At 30.4% G+C, this 17861-nt stretch carries 9 protein-coding genes, 2 tRNA genes and 1 pseudogene; 5 read left to right on the top strand and 7 right to left on the bottom strand.

Annotation, left to right across the window (positions count from 1 at the left end):
- Window positions 1-565: 565 nt before the first annotated feature.
- The 3 genes and pseudogenes from cgtA to rplU all read right to left on the bottom strand — a co-directional run.
- Window positions 566-1558, bottom strand: a pseudogene (gene cgtA, locus HACICURV3402_RS00820) (Obg family GTPase CgtA); the annotation flags it as partial.
- A gap of 1537 nt (window positions 1559-3095) precedes the next feature.
- A complete protein-coding gene (gene rpmA, locus HACICURV3402_RS00815) occupies window positions 3096-3353 on the bottom strand; it encodes a 50S ribosomal protein L27 (RefSeq protein ID WP_157992480.1) in 258 nt (85 codons plus the stop codon).
- Complete coding sequence (gene rplU, locus HACICURV3402_RS00810) at window positions 3343-3681, bottom strand: 50S ribosomal protein L21 (protein ID WP_157992888.1); 339 nt, start codon at window positions 3679-3681, stop codon at window positions 3343-3345. Before rplU ends, rpmA begins: the two co-directional genes overlap by 11 nt.
- A 257-nt stretch (window positions 3682-3938) precedes the next feature.
- Between rplU and ispB the strand changes: the two genes are divergently transcribed.
- On the top strand, window positions 3939-4913 hold the full coding sequence (gene ispB / locus HACICURV3402_RS00805; protein WP_157992887.1) for an octaprenyl diphosphate synthase: 975 nt from the start codon (window positions 3939-3941) through the stop codon (window positions 4911-4913).
- Between the two features lie 927 nt (window positions 4914-5840).
- Here the strand turns inward: ispB and HACICURV3402_RS00800 are convergent.
- From HACICURV3402_RS00800 to dnaK, 4 genes are all read right to left on the bottom strand, one after another.
- Window positions 5841-5916: transfer RNA gene (locus tag HACICURV3402_RS00800), tRNA-Asn, on the bottom strand.
- 459 nt (window positions 5917-6375) lie between these two features.
- Window positions 6376-7107, bottom strand: coding sequence for a bifunctional 2-polyprenyl-6-hydroxyphenol methylase/3-demethylubiquinol 3-O-methyltransferase UbiG (gene ubiG, locus HACICURV3402_RS00795; protein WP_157992479.1), 732 nt, complete (start codon window positions 7105-7107; stop codon window positions 6376-6378).
- A gap of 1301 nt (window positions 7108-8408) precedes the next feature.
- A complete protein-coding gene (gene dnaJ / locus HACICURV3402_RS00790; RefSeq protein WP_157992886.1) occupies window positions 8409-9551 on the bottom strand; it encodes a molecular chaperone DnaJ in 1143 nt (380 codons plus the stop codon).
- A 99-nt stretch (window positions 9552-9650) separates the two neighbouring features.
- The gene (gene dnaK, locus HACICURV3402_RS00785; RefSeq protein ID WP_157992478.1) at window positions 9651-11573 is read right to left on the bottom strand and encodes a molecular chaperone DnaK; all 1923 of its coding nucleotides are present in this window, start codon (window positions 11571-11573) and stop codon (window positions 9651-9653) included.
- A 1646-nt stretch (window positions 11574-13219) separates the two neighbouring features.
- Between dnaK and HACICURV3402_RS00780 the strand changes: the two genes are divergently transcribed.
- The 4 genes from HACICURV3402_RS00780 to coaD all read left to right on the top strand — a co-directional run bounded on the left by HACICURV3402_RS00780 (window position 13220) and on the right by coaD (window position 17748).
- Window positions 13220-13293: transfer RNA gene (locus HACICURV3402_RS00780), tRNA-Pro, on the top strand.
- Window positions 13294-15214: 1921 nt separating this feature from the next.
- Window positions 15215-16534 carry a lipid IV(A) 3-deoxy-D-manno-octulosonic acid transferase gene (gene waaA / locus HACICURV3402_RS00775; RefSeq protein WP_174232565.1) on the top strand — a complete coding sequence of 440 codons (1320 nt, stop codon included), beginning with the start codon at window positions 15215-15217 and terminating at the stop codon, window positions 16532-16534.
- A complete protein-coding gene (locus HACICURV3402_RS00770; RefSeq protein WP_157992476.1) occupies window positions 16494-17276 on the top strand; it encodes a glycosyltransferase family 2 protein in 783 nt (260 codons plus the stop codon). The genes waaA and HACICURV3402_RS00770 overlap by 41 nt, the downstream gene beginning before the upstream one ends.
- Complete coding sequence (coaD, locus tag HACICURV3402_RS00765) at window positions 17266-17748, top strand: pantetheine-phosphate adenylyltransferase (RefSeq protein WP_157992475.1); 483 nt, start codon at window positions 17266-17268, stop codon at window positions 17746-17748. The genes HACICURV3402_RS00770 and coaD overlap by 11 nt, the downstream gene beginning before the upstream one ends.
- Window positions 17749-17861: the final 113 nt, after the last annotated feature.

Genomic DNA, 17861 nt, shown 5'->3' with positions numbered 1-17861 from the left:
TAATAAGCGTATCGGAAGACATAGAAAGAAATACCAACAAGGCCGATTGTATATTTATATCAATTATAAAATCAGTCGATTAAACCACCTGAGGCCCTTTACTCCTAATATTAAAGATCTTTACTTTATCAGCTGATACCTATAGGTCAAAATAATTTTTACTACGCGATGTAATTTGATTAAAAATAAAAATAAAAATATAAACAGTCAAACTAAATAAAAAGGATTTATATACCAGAAATATATTATTCTATTACAACTCTAAATAAAGTTATTATAATATCAGATTACCACTATTATAGTAATAGTAACTTTACTCTCCTATTCCAGTTTCATAATATAAATAAATCTAAAATATTTCATATCTTAATATAATATATAGAGAAAAAGTAATGATAACCATACACTTTAAGAATACCCAACTCTTTTTAGTCTTATACTATATCTATATGCGTTATAGCTTAGATACCGAATAATCTTGATTGTCTTCTTTACTATTTCATGATAAATTCCATTTACATGATTATAGGATTGAATCCAAAGAGTCTATCTGTAGAGGCATTTGAAGCACTGAAATTAAATCCCAGCATAAATCATCTACACCAGAATGATTTATAGAAGAAATTAAATAATATTTATGATGCCAACCTAGTTCCTGCACAATCACTTGACTGACTAATCTTGCTTGCTCCTTACTTAATAAATCAATCTTATTGAAAACCAACCAACGGGGTTTATGGAACAATGTTTGACTATACTGCCCTATTTCATGCATAATAATTTTTATATCTCTTAATATGTTCATTTCTTCCATCGAAGATAAATCAATTATATGCAATAATATACGACATCGCTCAAGGTGTTTAAGAAAGCGAATACCAAGACCTATACCTTTGGAAGCTCCTTCAATTAAACCAGGTATATCAGCAATTACAAAACTCCTTTCTCTATCTACGAACACAACAGCAAGACGAGGTATCAATGTAGTAAAGGGGTAATTAGCAACTTTTAACTTAGCGCCAGAAATCTCACGAATAAAAGTTGATTTGCCTGCGTTAGGAAGTCCCAATACACCCACATCTGCTAAAAGAATTAGCTCCAAATGTAAATCACGTATTTCACCTTGAGTCCCCATGGTCCTCTGACGAGGCGATCGGTTTACCGATGATTTAAATCTTGTATTACCTAATCCATGGTAGCCACCTTTAGCTAACATAACTTTCTGATGATGTGCCATATCTACAAGTACTTCACCAGTTCCTTTATCAATAACACGAGTGCCAAAAGGTACTTTTACTAATAAATCATTCCCGCGCTTACCAGTACAATTAGAACCTTTTCCATGCTGACCAGATCCAGCTTTAAAAATTTTTTCAAAATGAAAGGACGACAGAGTATTTAAATTTGAATCAGTTTCTATATATATATCACCACCATCGCCTCCATCTCCACCATCCGGACCACCACGTGGGATATACTTCTCACGACGAAAACTGATACAACCGTGACCACCATTTCCAGCCACAACCACTATAGCTGCTTCGTCAATAAATTTCATTTTACTTCTCCATCACTTACACAGCTTTATTCTAATTTTCAAAAAAAATGAACCGATATAAAAATAATGCATATAATTAGATCAACTACAAATCACACATAGACCATTTAATACCAAAAATCCTTTTATTAAAAATCTATTCCAAATTCTTTAACAATATAAAAAATATAAAAGATTAAAAATAATGTGTTTACAAACTCATTATCAACTTATTATAGCTATTTTAATTATTCACATTCATTAAATATAAAATACGACAACCTATAAAAACTATAAAAAATGTTGCTACAGTATTTATAATTTCCATTTGAACTATACTTGAAATATTTTTAATCCCTATAAATAATGTCATATACTGTAACTAAAAAATTTTCTCAAACTACCTTTTATAATAGGTAGTTATCAAGAATATATGGATAAACTAATACTAATGATCAAGTGAGTAAAAGCGAGTAAACTATGTAATGTATAAAACATTTTTCTATAAATTATAAATAAATAATAAAAATAAAATGTTTATATAATACCGAAAACAATGCACACTTATACAACTAAAGAATGATTATCTCTACATCCATGTTAAACAACATGGGTCATTTTTCTAATGATACACATCATCTTCTATTCTGAATCCTATTACTCAAAATCAGCTAAAAAATTATAACTACTGCAATCAAATTTATATTGAAATAAAAAATTAAACAATCAAACATTCACAATTGTTGAAACATATTCCGCAATAATCTTTTTACTATATCCCTCTAATAATTTTATTTCCTAACATTGATGATTTTTTCCAAGAAAAAATGAAATATAGACGCCGTAATGACTATTCTATAAAAAACAATCTACACTCTAATAAACAAACAAAATCCATTCTTATTAAAATATACATAAACGCTCTCATTTAACTTAAAGTAAAAAATTATATATGATAGATACCATAAAGCATCTCAGAATGAAGACTCTTGATATCACCAATTATATTATATATGAACAATAATGAGTTACGATCTAGTAATTTAGAATTCATCAATTATATACGTCTCTATTTTCACTATAAATGACGATCATCATACACATCCTCTTCAGCCAGCTAGAGAAGGATATTTTTCTAAATTGATATCAAAAAATATTATTTTATATATTGTAAAATACTAATCTTAGCAAGACTAGTATATAAGTACTGACGTATCTATTTATATATCTATACTTAATATCTATTTTTGATAAAAAATTAGATCATATCTCTATCCTTAATCATCCCAATAGCTATCTTTCTTTTTGAAAGATTATTCACTCATTATAGATCATGTATTATAATCCTTACCTTTGAAAGAAAAAATGAAAATTTAAAAAAATAAATCATAATAATCGATGAAAAATCACGTTTATGCATCTTGATGATCCTAATTGACGATTAAAGATCTGTGTAGGTCTAATCTGAATCTAACATTAAGCCATACTTATAATAATAAAATACACTAATTGTTTATAAATAAAAAATCTATCGTTATTGAGATATAATTTAAATAATCTACATACTAATAATGCTAACATATTTTCTATTTCTTGAGCCTTTTACTTCAAACTGAACCTTACCATTTTCAGTAGCAAATAAAGTGTGGTCGCGCCCAGACCCTACATTTTTTCCAGCATGAAATTTAGTACCACGTTGACGTACAATAATTGTACCAGCTAATACAGCTTCACCGCCAAAACGTTTTATCCCCAACCTTTTCGAATGAGAATCACGTCCATTTCGGGTTGAGCCCCCCGCTTTCTTATGCGCCATTTTTTAGATCATCCTCTGGAGAACTAATACGAGTAATTTTCACATCAGTAAAGCTTTGACGATGCCCCTGTTGCTTATGATAGTGCTTACGAGCACGAAATTTAATAATTTTTATTTTCTTACCACGACCATGAGAAACAATTTCTGCATGAATTAAACTACCCCTAACAATAGGCGAACCAATACTCACATCTATACCATTGACTATCATCAGAACTTGATTAAAAATTATTCTCTCACCAGCAGCTAGATCAAATTTTTCTAAACGAACAGTTTGACCTTCTCTAACCCGATACTGCTTGCCACCACTTTTAAAAACTGCATACATATTCAATTCCACTTCTGCACCTGCCTGATTCAATTTGATACCACATTATTAATAATATTGAATTATAAATTTTACGAAACTTTATGACTAAAGACAAGCATCTATTACCCAATACTATATAAATCGCTAAACATATAAAAGAAAAGATCACATAATATTTTTCCAGTACAATCTTTTTATATTGTCTGAATTGTTATACCAAAAATCAATCAATACATATATCCTAGACATGAACTGATAAATTGTTAAATAGACTAATGAACTTACAGCAAATTAATCAACTTATTTCAAAAGACATGGAAGAGATTAACTCAACCATACTTACCAAACTGCACTCAGATGTGTCTCTTATCAACAAGGTAATTTACTACATAATTAATGGAGGAGGAAAGCGCATCCGTCCCATTATTTCTGTTCTAGCTGCGCGAGCAATAAATAATTGCTCAAATAAACATTATATTACCATAGCAGCACTCATTGAATGCATTCACACCGCAACACTCCTACACGATGATGTTATTGACGAATCAAACATGCGAAGAGGTCAAGCAACTGCAAACACCACTTTTGGAAACTCTGCTAGTGTTTTGGTTGGTGATTTTATTTATACTCGTGCGTTTCAGATGATGACAAGTCTGAATTCAAAACGAATACTAACAGTCATGTCAGCCGCTGTAAATATCATTGCTGAAGGAGAAGTTTTACAATTATTAAATCGCAATAATCCCGATATGACTGAAGAGAATTATATGCAGATTATTTATAGTAAAACCGCGAAACTCTTCGAAGCAGCAACACAATCTTCCGCTATTTTAGCAGAAGCTAGCACAGATCAAGAAAGGGCCTTGCAAGATTATGGTCGATATGTTGGAACCGCTTTTCAATTAATAGATGATTTACTAGATTATAGCTCTAATGGAGAGACATTAGGAAAAAATATAGGAAATGACCTTGAAGAAGGAAAACTCACCCTACCTTTACTCCATGCTATGAATCATGGAACCCAAGAACAAGCTAATCTCATTCGCTCAGCCATTATTCAAGGAGATGGAGGCTCTTGTCTCGAGCAAATTTTAGAAACAATGATTAATTGTAATTCATTAAACAAAACACGTCAAGCTGCGGAAAGAGAAGCCGATAAAGCTATAATAGCACTTAAGATACTGCCAATATCCCCATGGCGTATTGCGCTAGAAGCAATAGCAAACATATCAGTACAACGTTTTTTTTAAAAATTAAGCTTCTATCATACACATTGCTACTTTCATGATGCCTACCTAGGTAATAGGTAGGCATCAATATATATAACCAACCTTAGCTTTCTAAGCATTTTCTATATCTTATAACTTCTCATATTTTACTAACTTTATATTAACAATATTAATCAGATTCTTAATGAGTTCACTATATTTAATATTGTTTATTACAATTCTAAAAAATAATGAATCAATCATATTAAAAATAAAAAAGAAATAGTATTGAATACAATTCAATACTATTACAATCATTTATTTTGTATTAAAAATAACGCATTCTTCATAATCAAAGAATCTTACTAACTTTTTATATCAAATATCCAAAATCAAAACCCCTTACCTTTCCCGATCAAAAATTAAATTATCACTAATAACACTGATAAAGCACAAAATATACTACAAAATTCTATCATAGCATACATAACTAATTGAATATCAATACTAATTTAAAAAAAATTAATAAGATATTTTTATCTTATTTCTATGTATAAGAAATAACTATCAACTTCATGCTGATTCTTTGCACAAAACGACGCATGCAGATTAATATTTTTATTAAAAAAAATAAAACACAATGTTATGTTAATAACATTACTATGTTAATATATGTACATATGTAGGTAAAGTGTTTATAAGTTATTATATATATACTTACAATTGTACCGATCCTATAAATCTACTCATATAGTCCATCTAAGTGTTCGCTAAAATGAAAATTAAAGTCCAATTAATTTTAATTATATAATAATTGTTACTAATAATCCATTATTTTTAATTACTAATGATTCTAATCAAAAAGATAATATCTTATAAATAATTTTTTTCTTTAAAAAAGACTCGTATTTTATTTTTTTAAATACACCATAAATGCATAATTTCAATTTTTTAAGTGATTATTTTAAATGGCTCCTCTGACTGGGATCGAACCAGTGACATACGGATTAACAGTCCGCCGTTCTACCAACTGAACTACAGAGGATCTTATTTTATTTCAGATATACTATATACTAAAAATAAGAGATGTCAAAGTATGATTAAAAAAGATACTCAATTAAAATCTATGTTTACTAATATTAACATCCCTTTAAAATGAAATTTTCATAATAAACTCAATCTGAATTAAAACATTTCTAATTGATGGAATCTAATATTGTTATTACCAAATCCAATGGAATAAAATAATTTATTCATATCTCAGTTTTAAACAAAAGGTAAATCCTTAAGATTAACAATATCATAAATGTAATATCGAAAATATACAACCTAATCAATCATTAGATTTTTCATGCAACAAGCTCTTCTTAATCATTAGATAGTTACCTATATTCTATTGTCACTTATTAATAAGATGATATTAGATTAAGAAATCTCAATTGATAACCAGATCTAACCTATAACATTATCATGTGATACACATAATGCACAATATCAAGATAACTTAATATTCTAATTCTTTATGCGCATGCACCATATAATTCACATCCACGTTAGAAGTTAATTTGCACAACTTAGTTAAGGGATTGCAATCTATACCAGTTATGTGATACACATACAATTTCGTTTTATCAATCCAATGAAGCAACTCTCTAGGTTGAATTAATTTCAATATCTTATGCGTTCCTTGTGGCAATATTCTTAATATATATTCTGCACAAAAGATGGCTAAAAACCAAGATTTTTTAGTTCGATTTATAGTAGAAAAAAACACTTCCCCACCTGGTTTTACCAATCGAGAGCAAGCATAAATCACAGAATAGGGGTCTGGTACATGCTCTAATAGTTCCAAACAAGTAACTACCTCATATTTTTCCGCATAGTTAACTAAATGTTCTTCTGCTGTTTGTTGTACATATTGAACTTTAACTCCATTTTCCAATGCGTGTAGCCTAGCTACTTGTAATAGGTCTTTCTCTATATCTAAACCCACAACATTAGCACCTAAACTCGCCATACTTTCTGCAAGAATACCACCCCCACACCCAACATCTAGTATCTTTTTTCCAGATAAACCACTAGTATAATGCTTAATCCAATCAAGACGCACCGGGTTCATCGTATGTAATAACTTGCACTCACCTTCTAAATCCCACCAACGCGAAGCCATCACTGCAAATTTAGTCATTTCACTATAATCAATGTTTAAACCATCAAATTTTGGCACTTGATGCATTGAAATAAAACTCCATAAAGATAATATAAAATATAACTACCCTTCAATTAAATATAAGCTCTATATAATCTCAAATGTTGAAAAAACTAACCTCTAATCGATTATAAACACTATATATTAGTATGATAATAAACCTATTCAAATTTAATCAACACAAAATTTTAATATTTATTTAATTCAACCTATATCCATCTAATTTTTCTACATAACACGGTCTGGTAGTAACCTGTTACTATACTATCCTTATCAAGGAGCTCCCATTATTAAGATGATCATGAAACTCATTAATATAAGATAGCTTATTAAGCTAATGGATAACATTTATAATCTAAACGACATCATACAATATTATAGATAGGTAAAGAATAATATTGATTATTTTTTATATAGACAAGAAAATACAAGAATTCTCAAAAACTCATCTTTTATTATACTTACCTCTCTTCTATCATAAATCTTGTCAAATTACATCTGTACGTACAATAAGAAATGATATTTCATATCTTAAAAAATAAAATTTATAAAATTATTCTCTCGATTAAGAAAATTAACTTAAATACAATTAACAATCAATGGATTCATCTGAACAGCTAATTCACAATGGCCTCATTATGAAATGATATGCACTTTAATTTTTGATTCATCAGAAAAATTTTAATTATCAACTATTTTCGGTTATATCAACAAATAATTGACTCTATATCTTCATGGTATAAATCTCAACAATTATAAAATATCAATAATTCTATTATATAAACAAATCGACAAAATTTATGTACAAAAATTTAATCAAATTTAAAATCATATTTTATTTAGAAAAAATTATAATGTACTTATTTAGTAAATACTATAGAAAGTAAAAGTATATTAATTATCTTAATTACATGATCTAACTTTCTATAATAAAGTAAAAATTACTTATAGATTCACTATACTAATATATCCAACATCATGTATATAAAACATCATCAGAATATACTTTTAAAAGAACCCCTTTTTTAATAAAAACAACCTAACCCATGCCCTCTCCTTAACAAATAGGACAACATAATAAATATCATAAAGACTTAAGACTCCATCATTTTATTTGTACAAATAACAATAAAAATTTACATTTAAACCAAGTCAAACATATGAATACTTTATCCACGATAATAATATACCCATCATTGTAATTATTACATTAAAATACAATCTAAGATCCTGCATTTTATTTTGTATATCTAAAATAAAATTAAATCTGACAGACTATGTAATTTATCATAAATAGCTGTCAGAAAAAATTAATGCTTTAAGATTATTTAATGCGTAAGATCATCAAAAAATTTTTTCACACTATCAAAAAACGTTTTAGAACGTGGACTATTTTGCTCACCAAAACATCCACTACAACTTTCTTCTAGTTCACGTAAAAGCATTTTCTGTTTATCATTTAAACGAACAGGAGTTTCTACAACAACACGACATAAAAGATCACCAGATGAACCACCTCGCAATGATTTCACCCCTTTATTGCGTAAACGAAACAATTTACCTGTCTGAGTCTCTGATGGAACTTTTAAATTTACCCTGCCATCTAATGTAGGAACCTCAATTTCGCCACCTAGTGCTGCCATTACAAAGCTAATAGGTACCTCGCAATACAAGTTATTCGCTTCGCGCTCAAAGATATGATGTTCTTTCATCTGTACTTCCACATACAAATCACCAGATGGAGAACCATTCTCTCCCGCTTCACCCTCACCGCTTAACCGAATGCGATCACCAGTATCTACACCTGCCGGTATTTTTACTACTAAAGTTTTTAACTTTTCAATGCGGCCTTGAGCATGACAGGTATTGCACGGATCTTTTATTATTGATCCTCGTCCATGACAAGCAGGACAAGACTGCTGGACGGTAAAAAATCCCTGTCGCATCTGTACTTGACCCGCTCCCTGACAAGTAGAACAAGTTTGTGGCTTGGTACCTGATTTTACTGCACTACCATGACACACCCCACACAATTCTAAAGTGGGAATGCGAATCTCTTTAGACACCCCTCGTACCGCCTCCTCAAGCGATAACTCAATTTTATAACGCAAGTCTGCTCCACGCGCAGAACGCTGTTGACGTCGATTACCACCAAAAATATCTCCAAAAACATCACCAAAAATATCTCCAAAATCAGCAGTAGTACCACTAAAACCACCTTGGCTACCCCCGCCAACACCTCCCTGCTCAAACGCAGAATGACCATATTGATCATAACTGGCTCGTTTCTGGGGGTGGGTCAAAACCTCATAAGCTTCTTTAATCTCTTTGAATTTACCTTCAGACCGCTTATCACCCTGGTTACGATCGGGATGAAACTTCATGGCTAAACGTTTATAAGCCTTTTTAATTTCCCGCTCATCTGCCGACTTAGTGACACCCAAAATCTCGTAATAATCTCTCTTCACCATTTTAATTAATCCTACCCTTAAACACGGGTGCACGGGGATGGATACAATCCACACCCGTGGTAGTTATGACCAGTTGCTTTAACGGGCTACCATACCCTATCAAGTGCGATTATTTTTACTATCTTTTACTTCTTCAAATTCAGCGTCGACAACATTCTCATCTTTTTTGATATTTTCCGTGGAATCAGATGTACCGCTAGTTCCACTCTGTTTTTTAGCACACTCTGTTAATTTATCAGAGGCCTCTAATAATAGTTTCATACTAGACTCAATAGCTGATTTATCTTCACCTTTTAATGCATTTTGTAAAGAATTTAAAATTGATTCAATAGTATCTTTATCGTCTTTATTAAGTTTGTCACCTGATTCTCTTATCTGCTTACGAACACTATGCGCAATTTGATCACCCTGATTGCGAACTTGTACTAATTCTTCAAATTTACGATCTGATTCAGCATTAGTTTCTGCATCTCGTACCATTTTTTCAATTTCATTATCATTTAGACCTGAAGAAGCTTTAATAGTAATCTTTTGTTCTTTACCACTCTTTTTATCTTTAGCGGATACATGTAAAATACCGTCTGCATCAATATCGAAAGTAACCTCAATTTGCGGCATACCACGCGGAGCGTTCTGAATACCATCAAGATTAAATTGTCCAAGAGATTTGTTATCTATAGCCCGTTTTCTTTCACCTTGAACTACGTGAATGGTTACGGCAGATTGATTATCTTCGGCTGTAGAAAATATTTGACTATGCTTAGTTGGAATTGTAGTATTTTTAGAAATCAGCGAAGTCATTACCCCACCCATAGTCTCAATGCCCAGTGATAATGGAGTCACATCTAAAAGCAAGACATCTTTAACTTCACCAGCAAGAACTCCACCCTGCACAGCAGCTCCAACTGCTACTGCTTCATCCGGATTCACATCTTTACGTGGCTCCTTTCCAAAAAACTTAGCTACTTTAGCCTGTACCATTGGCATTCTAGTTTGCCCTCCCACTAAAATAACATCATTAATATCAGACACCGACAGATCGGCATCCTTTAAAGCAACTTTTAAAGGAGCAATAGAACGCAAAATTAGATCTTCAACTAAAGATTCTAATTTTGCACGAGTAACTTTGATATTTAAATGCTTCGGACCAGTAGAATCTGCTGTAATATACGGTAAATTAACATCTGTTTGCTGAGCTGAAGATAACTCAATCTTTGCTTTTTCAGCAGCTTCTTTTAAACGTTGCATCGCTAATGGATCATTATGAAGATCAATACCTTGATCCTTTTTAAACTCGGATACAAGGTAGTTAATCATACGACTGTCAAAATCTTCACCTCCTAAGTGAGTATCTCCGTTCGTAGCTAAAACTTCAAATGTTTTTTCTCCATCCACTTCATCAATTTCAATGATAGAAATATCAAACGTACCACCACCTAAATCATAAACTGCAATTGTACGATTACCTTTATTTTTATCTAGACCATAAGCTAATGCTGCTGCAGTAGGTTCATTAATAATTCGTTTGACATCTAAACCCGCAATACGTCCAGCATCTTTAGTAGCCTGACGCTGCGCATCATTAAAATAAGCTGGAACGGTAATTACAGCTTCATTTACCGATTCACCTAAATAATCTTCAGCGGTTTTCTTCATTTTTTTTAAAACTTCGGCTGAAATCTGTGGCGGAGCAATATGCTTTCCTTTAATGTCTAACCATGCATCACCATTATCGGATGCAACAATTTTAAATGGCATAATTTTAATATCACACTGTACTTCATCATCTTGAAATCGACGACCAATTAATCGTTTAATTGCAAATAAAGTATTTTTTGGATTAGTTATTGCCTGACGCTTCGCAGGCTGTCCAACTAAAATTTCCCCATCCTGAGCATAAGCGATGACAGAAGGCGTGGTTCGATCCCCTTCTGCATTCTCTACTACACGTGCCTGCCCTCCATCCATAATGGCAATACATGAGTTTGTAGTACCCAAGTCAATACCAATTATCTTACCCATTTAGACATCTCCACTTTAATTTATATTAAATCATCTTATAAAGCGTAAATGCGGGCATTTTTTATAGTTTCAACTCTAAGTCATGCGTTTTTTCTTAGTGGTAGCATTGATATACACAGCAGGGTCAAGTCTAAAAAAGTATCCATAAGTATATGGCAATCATCATTGTTTGATGATTCATTATCACTATTTTTACATAAACTATAATCTTTAATTAGCTACAAACTAATTATAAATCATCCGATTTCAACTACGTCTTTTGGTAATAAACTTCAAATAAAACAACACATACTCTCTATCTCCAAATAAATAATACAATAGCTCAAGACAAAGCTCGTAACCAAATACATTATAATATATTCTAATGTAATTCTTCTGAATGGATTGCTTTATTTTTTATCGGTTGTATGATATAAAAGCTAATAATTCCTAACAGGATTTATAATAAAATAATATATACATACTGCCATAACAATAAATATTCATAAATATAAATAACTGATGTACAGGGCAATGAAACACTAATTTCTTTTCTATAAATATCAATAATCAATCTTCTTTAAAATCCTATCGGAATCAATCAATAAAAATATAATATCTAGACCATCAATAGTAAAGTACTATACTATTTTTTATAGTCTTGCAAATTATCAATAAGATTGATATCTGTACTCATTAATCATTAAAAATATTTAATAATCATTAAAAATATTTAATTTTAATTAACTAATTATATAATACCAATCTATATTTGATCTTTATTGGATCTTTTGAGGAACCTAAAAGAAAAAGATAAAATTAAATAAATCCCATAACATTTCCTGTCCTACAATCAATAAAAATAAACCTCCAAAATTAGATCACTATCTGATCAAGCTTTTGATTTTTAACAAACAAACTCCAAAATACGTATTAAAAGACTCAACGTTTCATAACTCTTCTTTTGAATATATTAAAACATATTCTGAAAAAATTAAACTATACATATCATATTGCATATCATTTCCAGGCTTAGTAATTTACTAATACATGTTTATTCTTAAAAAAATTACCTCATCTCATATTATGATAAATCTTAATATCATTAACATATTCTACTGAAACATACATAAGATATGTTTATTACTTTAAAAAACCTTCTGCATAATCTGAATTTATACATCCAAAATATACAAGAGACCAATAAAAATATATTATTTAATAGATTAATGGATATTTTCTAACCCTAAATTCATACATTCTGTCTATCATTAGAGAACCCCGGTCTTATCAAAAAAAACTAAAAAACATACTATTAGTTTCGTGTTTTCAAACTAGAAAAATATATAAATATTAATTTTTTAAAAATAGTTTCATCTGTCCACAGCCCGCTGTATTCTTAATGCATAAACTACAGACATACGATAGAAAATTAATGATAGATGAATAAAAATTTCTCATATCATACGATCGTTTAAAGAATCATTTATATCCTCATGTTATTCATATAACGCTACTTTTCTTAGTATACCCCAAGTATATCACGCCCCCTTATATACAGGAATTACATTCAAACCCTCATTTTTTCTAAATTATAAGAACATTGCATTAAGGAATCTTATTTAAATTATTTGCATTTAAATTGTGTGAAAAGTAAAATAACACTTCGGCACGTGGCGCAGCTTGGTAGCGCACCGTCATGGGGTGTCGGTGGTCAGAGGTTCAAATCCTCTCGTGCCGAAAAAATCAAAAAACCTCATCTTATTAATCATTAAACACACGAGTTAAAATAAAAAAATGAGACACATCATGCTAATATACCACTAAATTAATTGACATTATCTTATATATCTTCAAATCAAGTGTAATAAAAATACACTCTAGTTATTAAAATAGTTAACGATTCTTCATGATGCACTAAGTCAAGATTATTGCAGTAACAACTAAAACATTCATTACATCTAAGAAGAATTAGTCAATATCTTACCCAGTTATAAAAAAACTATAATACCTAGCCTATACAACTTATCCTTACCTTAAATATAAAGTTAAAAAATAATGTATATGTAGAGATATATCACTTACACATCTATATTATGTTTCTATATAAACGATATATCTTAATTACCACGTAATAATCAATACAATAAATAATAATTCTGTTTTCTTACGATATCCTACGTTAAAAAATCATTCATATCATCTAACCGGTAAAATAAAATTAAATTTTATCGTAGATTTATTGTAGAAAAAATACGTATACCTTAAATGATAAAAATTTTACGTATGATTAAATACCTAATCAATACTTAACTTTAAAAATTAAAAAATTTAATATTAATTAATGATCTTCCGATCCTTACAAAAAAAATAAAATAAGTAACATGATACTTTTAATTCATCCAATTCATACTATATGCTAAATAATTATCCTCTTATACTAAATAACTATCCTCTTGTTGGTTAATTGTAGCTTCTTTTTTCATTCTATAAGAACACACTATGCCATGAACGCATCTTGTACAAAGACTAAAAAAAATTTATTTGCATTTCTATGACATTTTTAAGCCAAAACCTTTCCCCTAAAAATATTAGTAATATTACAAATACTTTTGTTAGTTATTAAAACTAAATATTTATAAACTATAATATAGTATCCATACTAAATATAGTATCCATACTAAATATAGTATCCATACTAAAATTTTTATCTGACCTAATTCTTCTAATTACTAATAAATTCTCAGCGCCATAGTAGAAAGAATAATAACAACTAATATACTACAATCTTCATACACCCTAATATTCATAGTATTTTTCTCAACACATATCACACAGTAAAATCCAACTGTTCAACTTATTTAGTCTAAAAAATCTTCGACTTACATATAGACTCATGCTAGTAATAAAAAACGGTTTATTAGAATAAATAAGAATAAAAAAAATAAGGTTAAAAATCAGATATAATATACATGTACTTACCCAAATACAATAAAAAATTTTTTATTCAATATATTTATTATTAAAATATACAATATAAAGAATTCGTTATATTCTTATCGTTGTAATAACTTATGTTGTCATAACTTATGAAGTATAAGAGATCCATGTAAAATGAATATAGATATAAAGTGTTATTAATTATCCGTGACTATTATACTAAATGATACATGTTATATGTAACCAATAATATTTTTAGCCCATAAGTGCACCACTATGATACCTCTCAAGACATATATTATATCTATCTAAAACCAACAACAACATCATAAGTCACTATATTAATTGGAAAAGAGACGTAATAATAAAAAATCATAGTTATCATGAAAATATCAGATAGAAATACTATAACTTTGAATATCGTAATATATAAGAAACAAACTATATGCTTCATAGAAATGAGTAAGCACAAACATTAAATTAAATCAATTGTTTTATATTAACTCAGTCTGCTTTCTCATCTTTACCACATTCTACCTTGCAAACTCTTTATAAATCTGTCACTATGCGTAAATAGTAGATTATTTTAACTTAGATATTCATAATACACATGACAAAACGAGAATATTCAATATTTCTATATCGTTGTTTACCTAATTCAATATTTCTTAAATGATCAAACATTCTTAGATTGTGCTCTTTTTTTGTATAAAAAAAATAAAATTATGCTTTTTCTTTACACAATGTTACTATATCTATTGCAACCTATAATCTGGTTGCGCCTCTGGTGTCTCAGTTACAAAAACATTAGATACCGAGAGCGCTGGCCTGAACGTTATGGGTTTTCTATTAAAAAAATTCAACCACATGGAATACATCTACATGCTGTTTCAGTGGGAGAAACATTAGCAATACTACCTCTCATTCAATCCCTTCGTGATAATTACCCCAATATACCTATTATTTTGACCACTATGACACCTACAGGGTCAGAACTGGCTCGCACCATGGCAGATCGTAGCATACATCATGCATACCTACCATATGACCTACCTGGATCCATGAAGCGTTTTTTCAAACAAACATGCCCTAAATTAGTTATTATCATGGAAAAAGAGCTATGGCCTAATATGATTTCTCTTTTATACAATCAAAATATTCCATTAATAATAGTTAATGCTAGATTATCAGAACGCTCTGCCTGTTCTTATAAAAGAATTAGTATATTTATGAAACCTTTACTTCAGCGCATCGCCTTAATCGCAGCACAATCTCATGAAGATAGAGAGCGTTTTATTAAACTTGGAGCAGACAAAACTAAAATAATAATCGCTGGAAGCCTAAAATTCGACATTTCTGTCACATCAGAAATGAAAAAAAAATCTAACAGGCTTCGTCATCAATGGACATTTAGTCGACCGACATGGATTGCAGCCAGCACCCATCATGGAGAAGAAAAGATTATCTTAGAGACACATCAGAAACTATTAGAAGACTTTCCTGACCTATTATTAATTTTAGCACCTCGCCATCCTTCACGTTGCCAAAAAATATGTTATTTAACGAAAAAATATAACTTAAATTATATACTGCGTAGTAGCAATTTAGTTCCTTCTTCTAACATTCAGATGGTAATTGTTGATACAATAGGTGAACTTATGTTGCTATATGGCATTGCCGATTTAGCGTTTGTTGGTGGAAGCTTAGTACAACATGGTGGTCATAATCCCTTAGAACCTGCATCACATGCTATTCCAATACTCATGGGACCCTACACTTTCAACTTTAAAAATATTTGTGAAAGCATTAAGAAAAATAATGGTCTTATTACAGTGACTAGTGCTAACTCCTTAACTAAATCAATTATTATGCTGCTTCTCCATAAAAATTTACGCGTTTATTATGGCTCTCAAGCACAACGCGTATTACAAAATCACCAAGGGACTCGAGAACAACTACTACATATACTTCAACCATTTCTCCCCCCACAACACAATTACTATGAAAATACGACAAAAAATTTCCGTAGTCATAATCACTAGAAACTCAGCTGCATTTCTTCCTGAATGCCTAGAATCAGTTAATTGGGCAGATGAAATTGTTGTACTTGACTTTAACAGTACTGACCAAACTCAAAACATCGCTTGTCAATATGGAGCAATCGTTTACACAACTAATTCATGGAATGGTTATGGCAAACAAAGACAAATAGCGCAGAGCTATGCACACCATTCTATGATTTTAATGATTGACAGTGATGAGCGCGTGACAAATAATTTAAAAAATTCAATCCAAAACGTACTAAAAGAACCAGAAACAGACACAGTCTATCTTGTCTCACGCTCTAACCTGTTTCTAGGACGATTTATGCGCCATGGGGGCTGGTATCCAGATCGAGTAATACGTCTATATCCACGTCATTTTCAATATAACAGCAATCTAGTACATGAAGCCTTATGCGCACCAAAAACCAAAATTAAATTACTATATGGAGACCTGTTGCATATCACCGGTAGTGATTTTTTTTCTTTTCAATTGAAACAATTAGCCCATGCCAAAGCGTGGGCTATACAGAGTAATCAGGATGGAAAACATAGTGATGTCATACGTATTTTATTAAACACTATATGGACTTTTATGCAAACATTATTAATACGTGCAAGTTTTCTAGATGGTACACAAGGATGGATATTAGCCATAGTAAATTCTCAGTATACTTTTAATAAATATACAATATTATGGACCCTAAATCGCTCTACAAAGAAAAAAATCCATGAGCAATAAAGCAATATATCCTGGAACATTTGATCCAATAACTAATGGACATATAAGCATTATCACACGTGCAACACTGATATTTAGCAAAATAATCCTTGCCATTACCACCAATCCCAGTAAAAATCCAATGTTTTCTATTGAAAAACGCGTAGAATGTGCCAAAGAAGCAGTTGCACATTTAAAAAATGTAGAAATAATTCGGTTTAGTGGTTTATTAATACACCTAGCTCAAGAGCAAAAAACTAACGTACTTATTCGGGGGCTGCGCAACGTAGAAGACTTTGAAAACGAAACGAAAAGATATCACATGAATAAATATTTAAACCCTACATTAGAAATTATATTCCTTATGGCTACAGAAGAATCTACTTACCTCTCTTCTTCATTAATCAAAGAAATAGCACAAAACGGTGGTAATGTTGAGTCACTCCTTCCCGCGTCCGCATTCAAAGCACTTACTAATGTATATCAAACATAATTTTTTAATACAAAATAGAAAAAATAAAAAAATAAAAATACTTAAATATAATAATCATATTATCCATAATGATAATTAACAGTCACTATTCCTTCCTCTAGTATCTAACTTCT

Source organism: Candidatus Erwinia haradaeae (assembly GCF_900698925.1).
Taxonomy (GTDB): domain Bacteria; phylum Pseudomonadota; class Gammaproteobacteria; order Enterobacterales; family Enterobacteriaceae; genus Erwinia_E; species Erwinia_E haradaeae_I.
Note: the sequence above shows the minus strand (reverse complement) of the source record. Positions and strands in the feature narration are given on the sequence as shown.

Bases quoted from the DNA above. Each gene is read 5' to 3' on its own strand.
- rplU (WP_157992888.1), bottom strand. From the start codon at position 3,681: ATGTATGCAGTTTTTAAAAGTGGTGGCAAGCAGTATCGGGTTAGAGAA.
- ubiG (WP_157992479.1), bottom strand. From the start codon at position 7,107: ATGCATCAAGTGCCAAAATTTGATGGTTTAAACATTGATTATAGTGAA.
- coaD (WP_157992475.1), top strand. From the start codon at position 17,266: ATGAGCAATAAAGCAATATATCCTGGAACATTTGATCCAATAACTAAT.
- dnaJ (WP_157992886.1), bottom strand. From the start codon at position 9,551: ATGGTGAAGAGAGATTATTACGAGATTTTGGGTGTCACTAAGTCGGCA.
- rpmA (WP_157992480.1), bottom strand. From the start codon at position 3,353: ATGGCGCATAAGAAAGCGGGGGGCTCAACCCGAAATGGACGTGATTCT.
- dnaK (WP_157992478.1), bottom strand. From the start codon at position 11,573: ATGGGTAAGATAATTGGTATTGACTTGGGTACTACAAACTCATGTATT.
- HACICURV3402_RS00770 (WP_157992476.1), top strand. From the start codon at position 16,494: ATGAAAATACGACAAAAAATTTCCGTAGTCATAATCACTAGAAACTCA.
- ispB (WP_157992887.1), top strand. From the start codon at position 3,939: ATGAACTTACAGCAAATTAATCAACTTATTTCAAAAGACATGGAAGAG.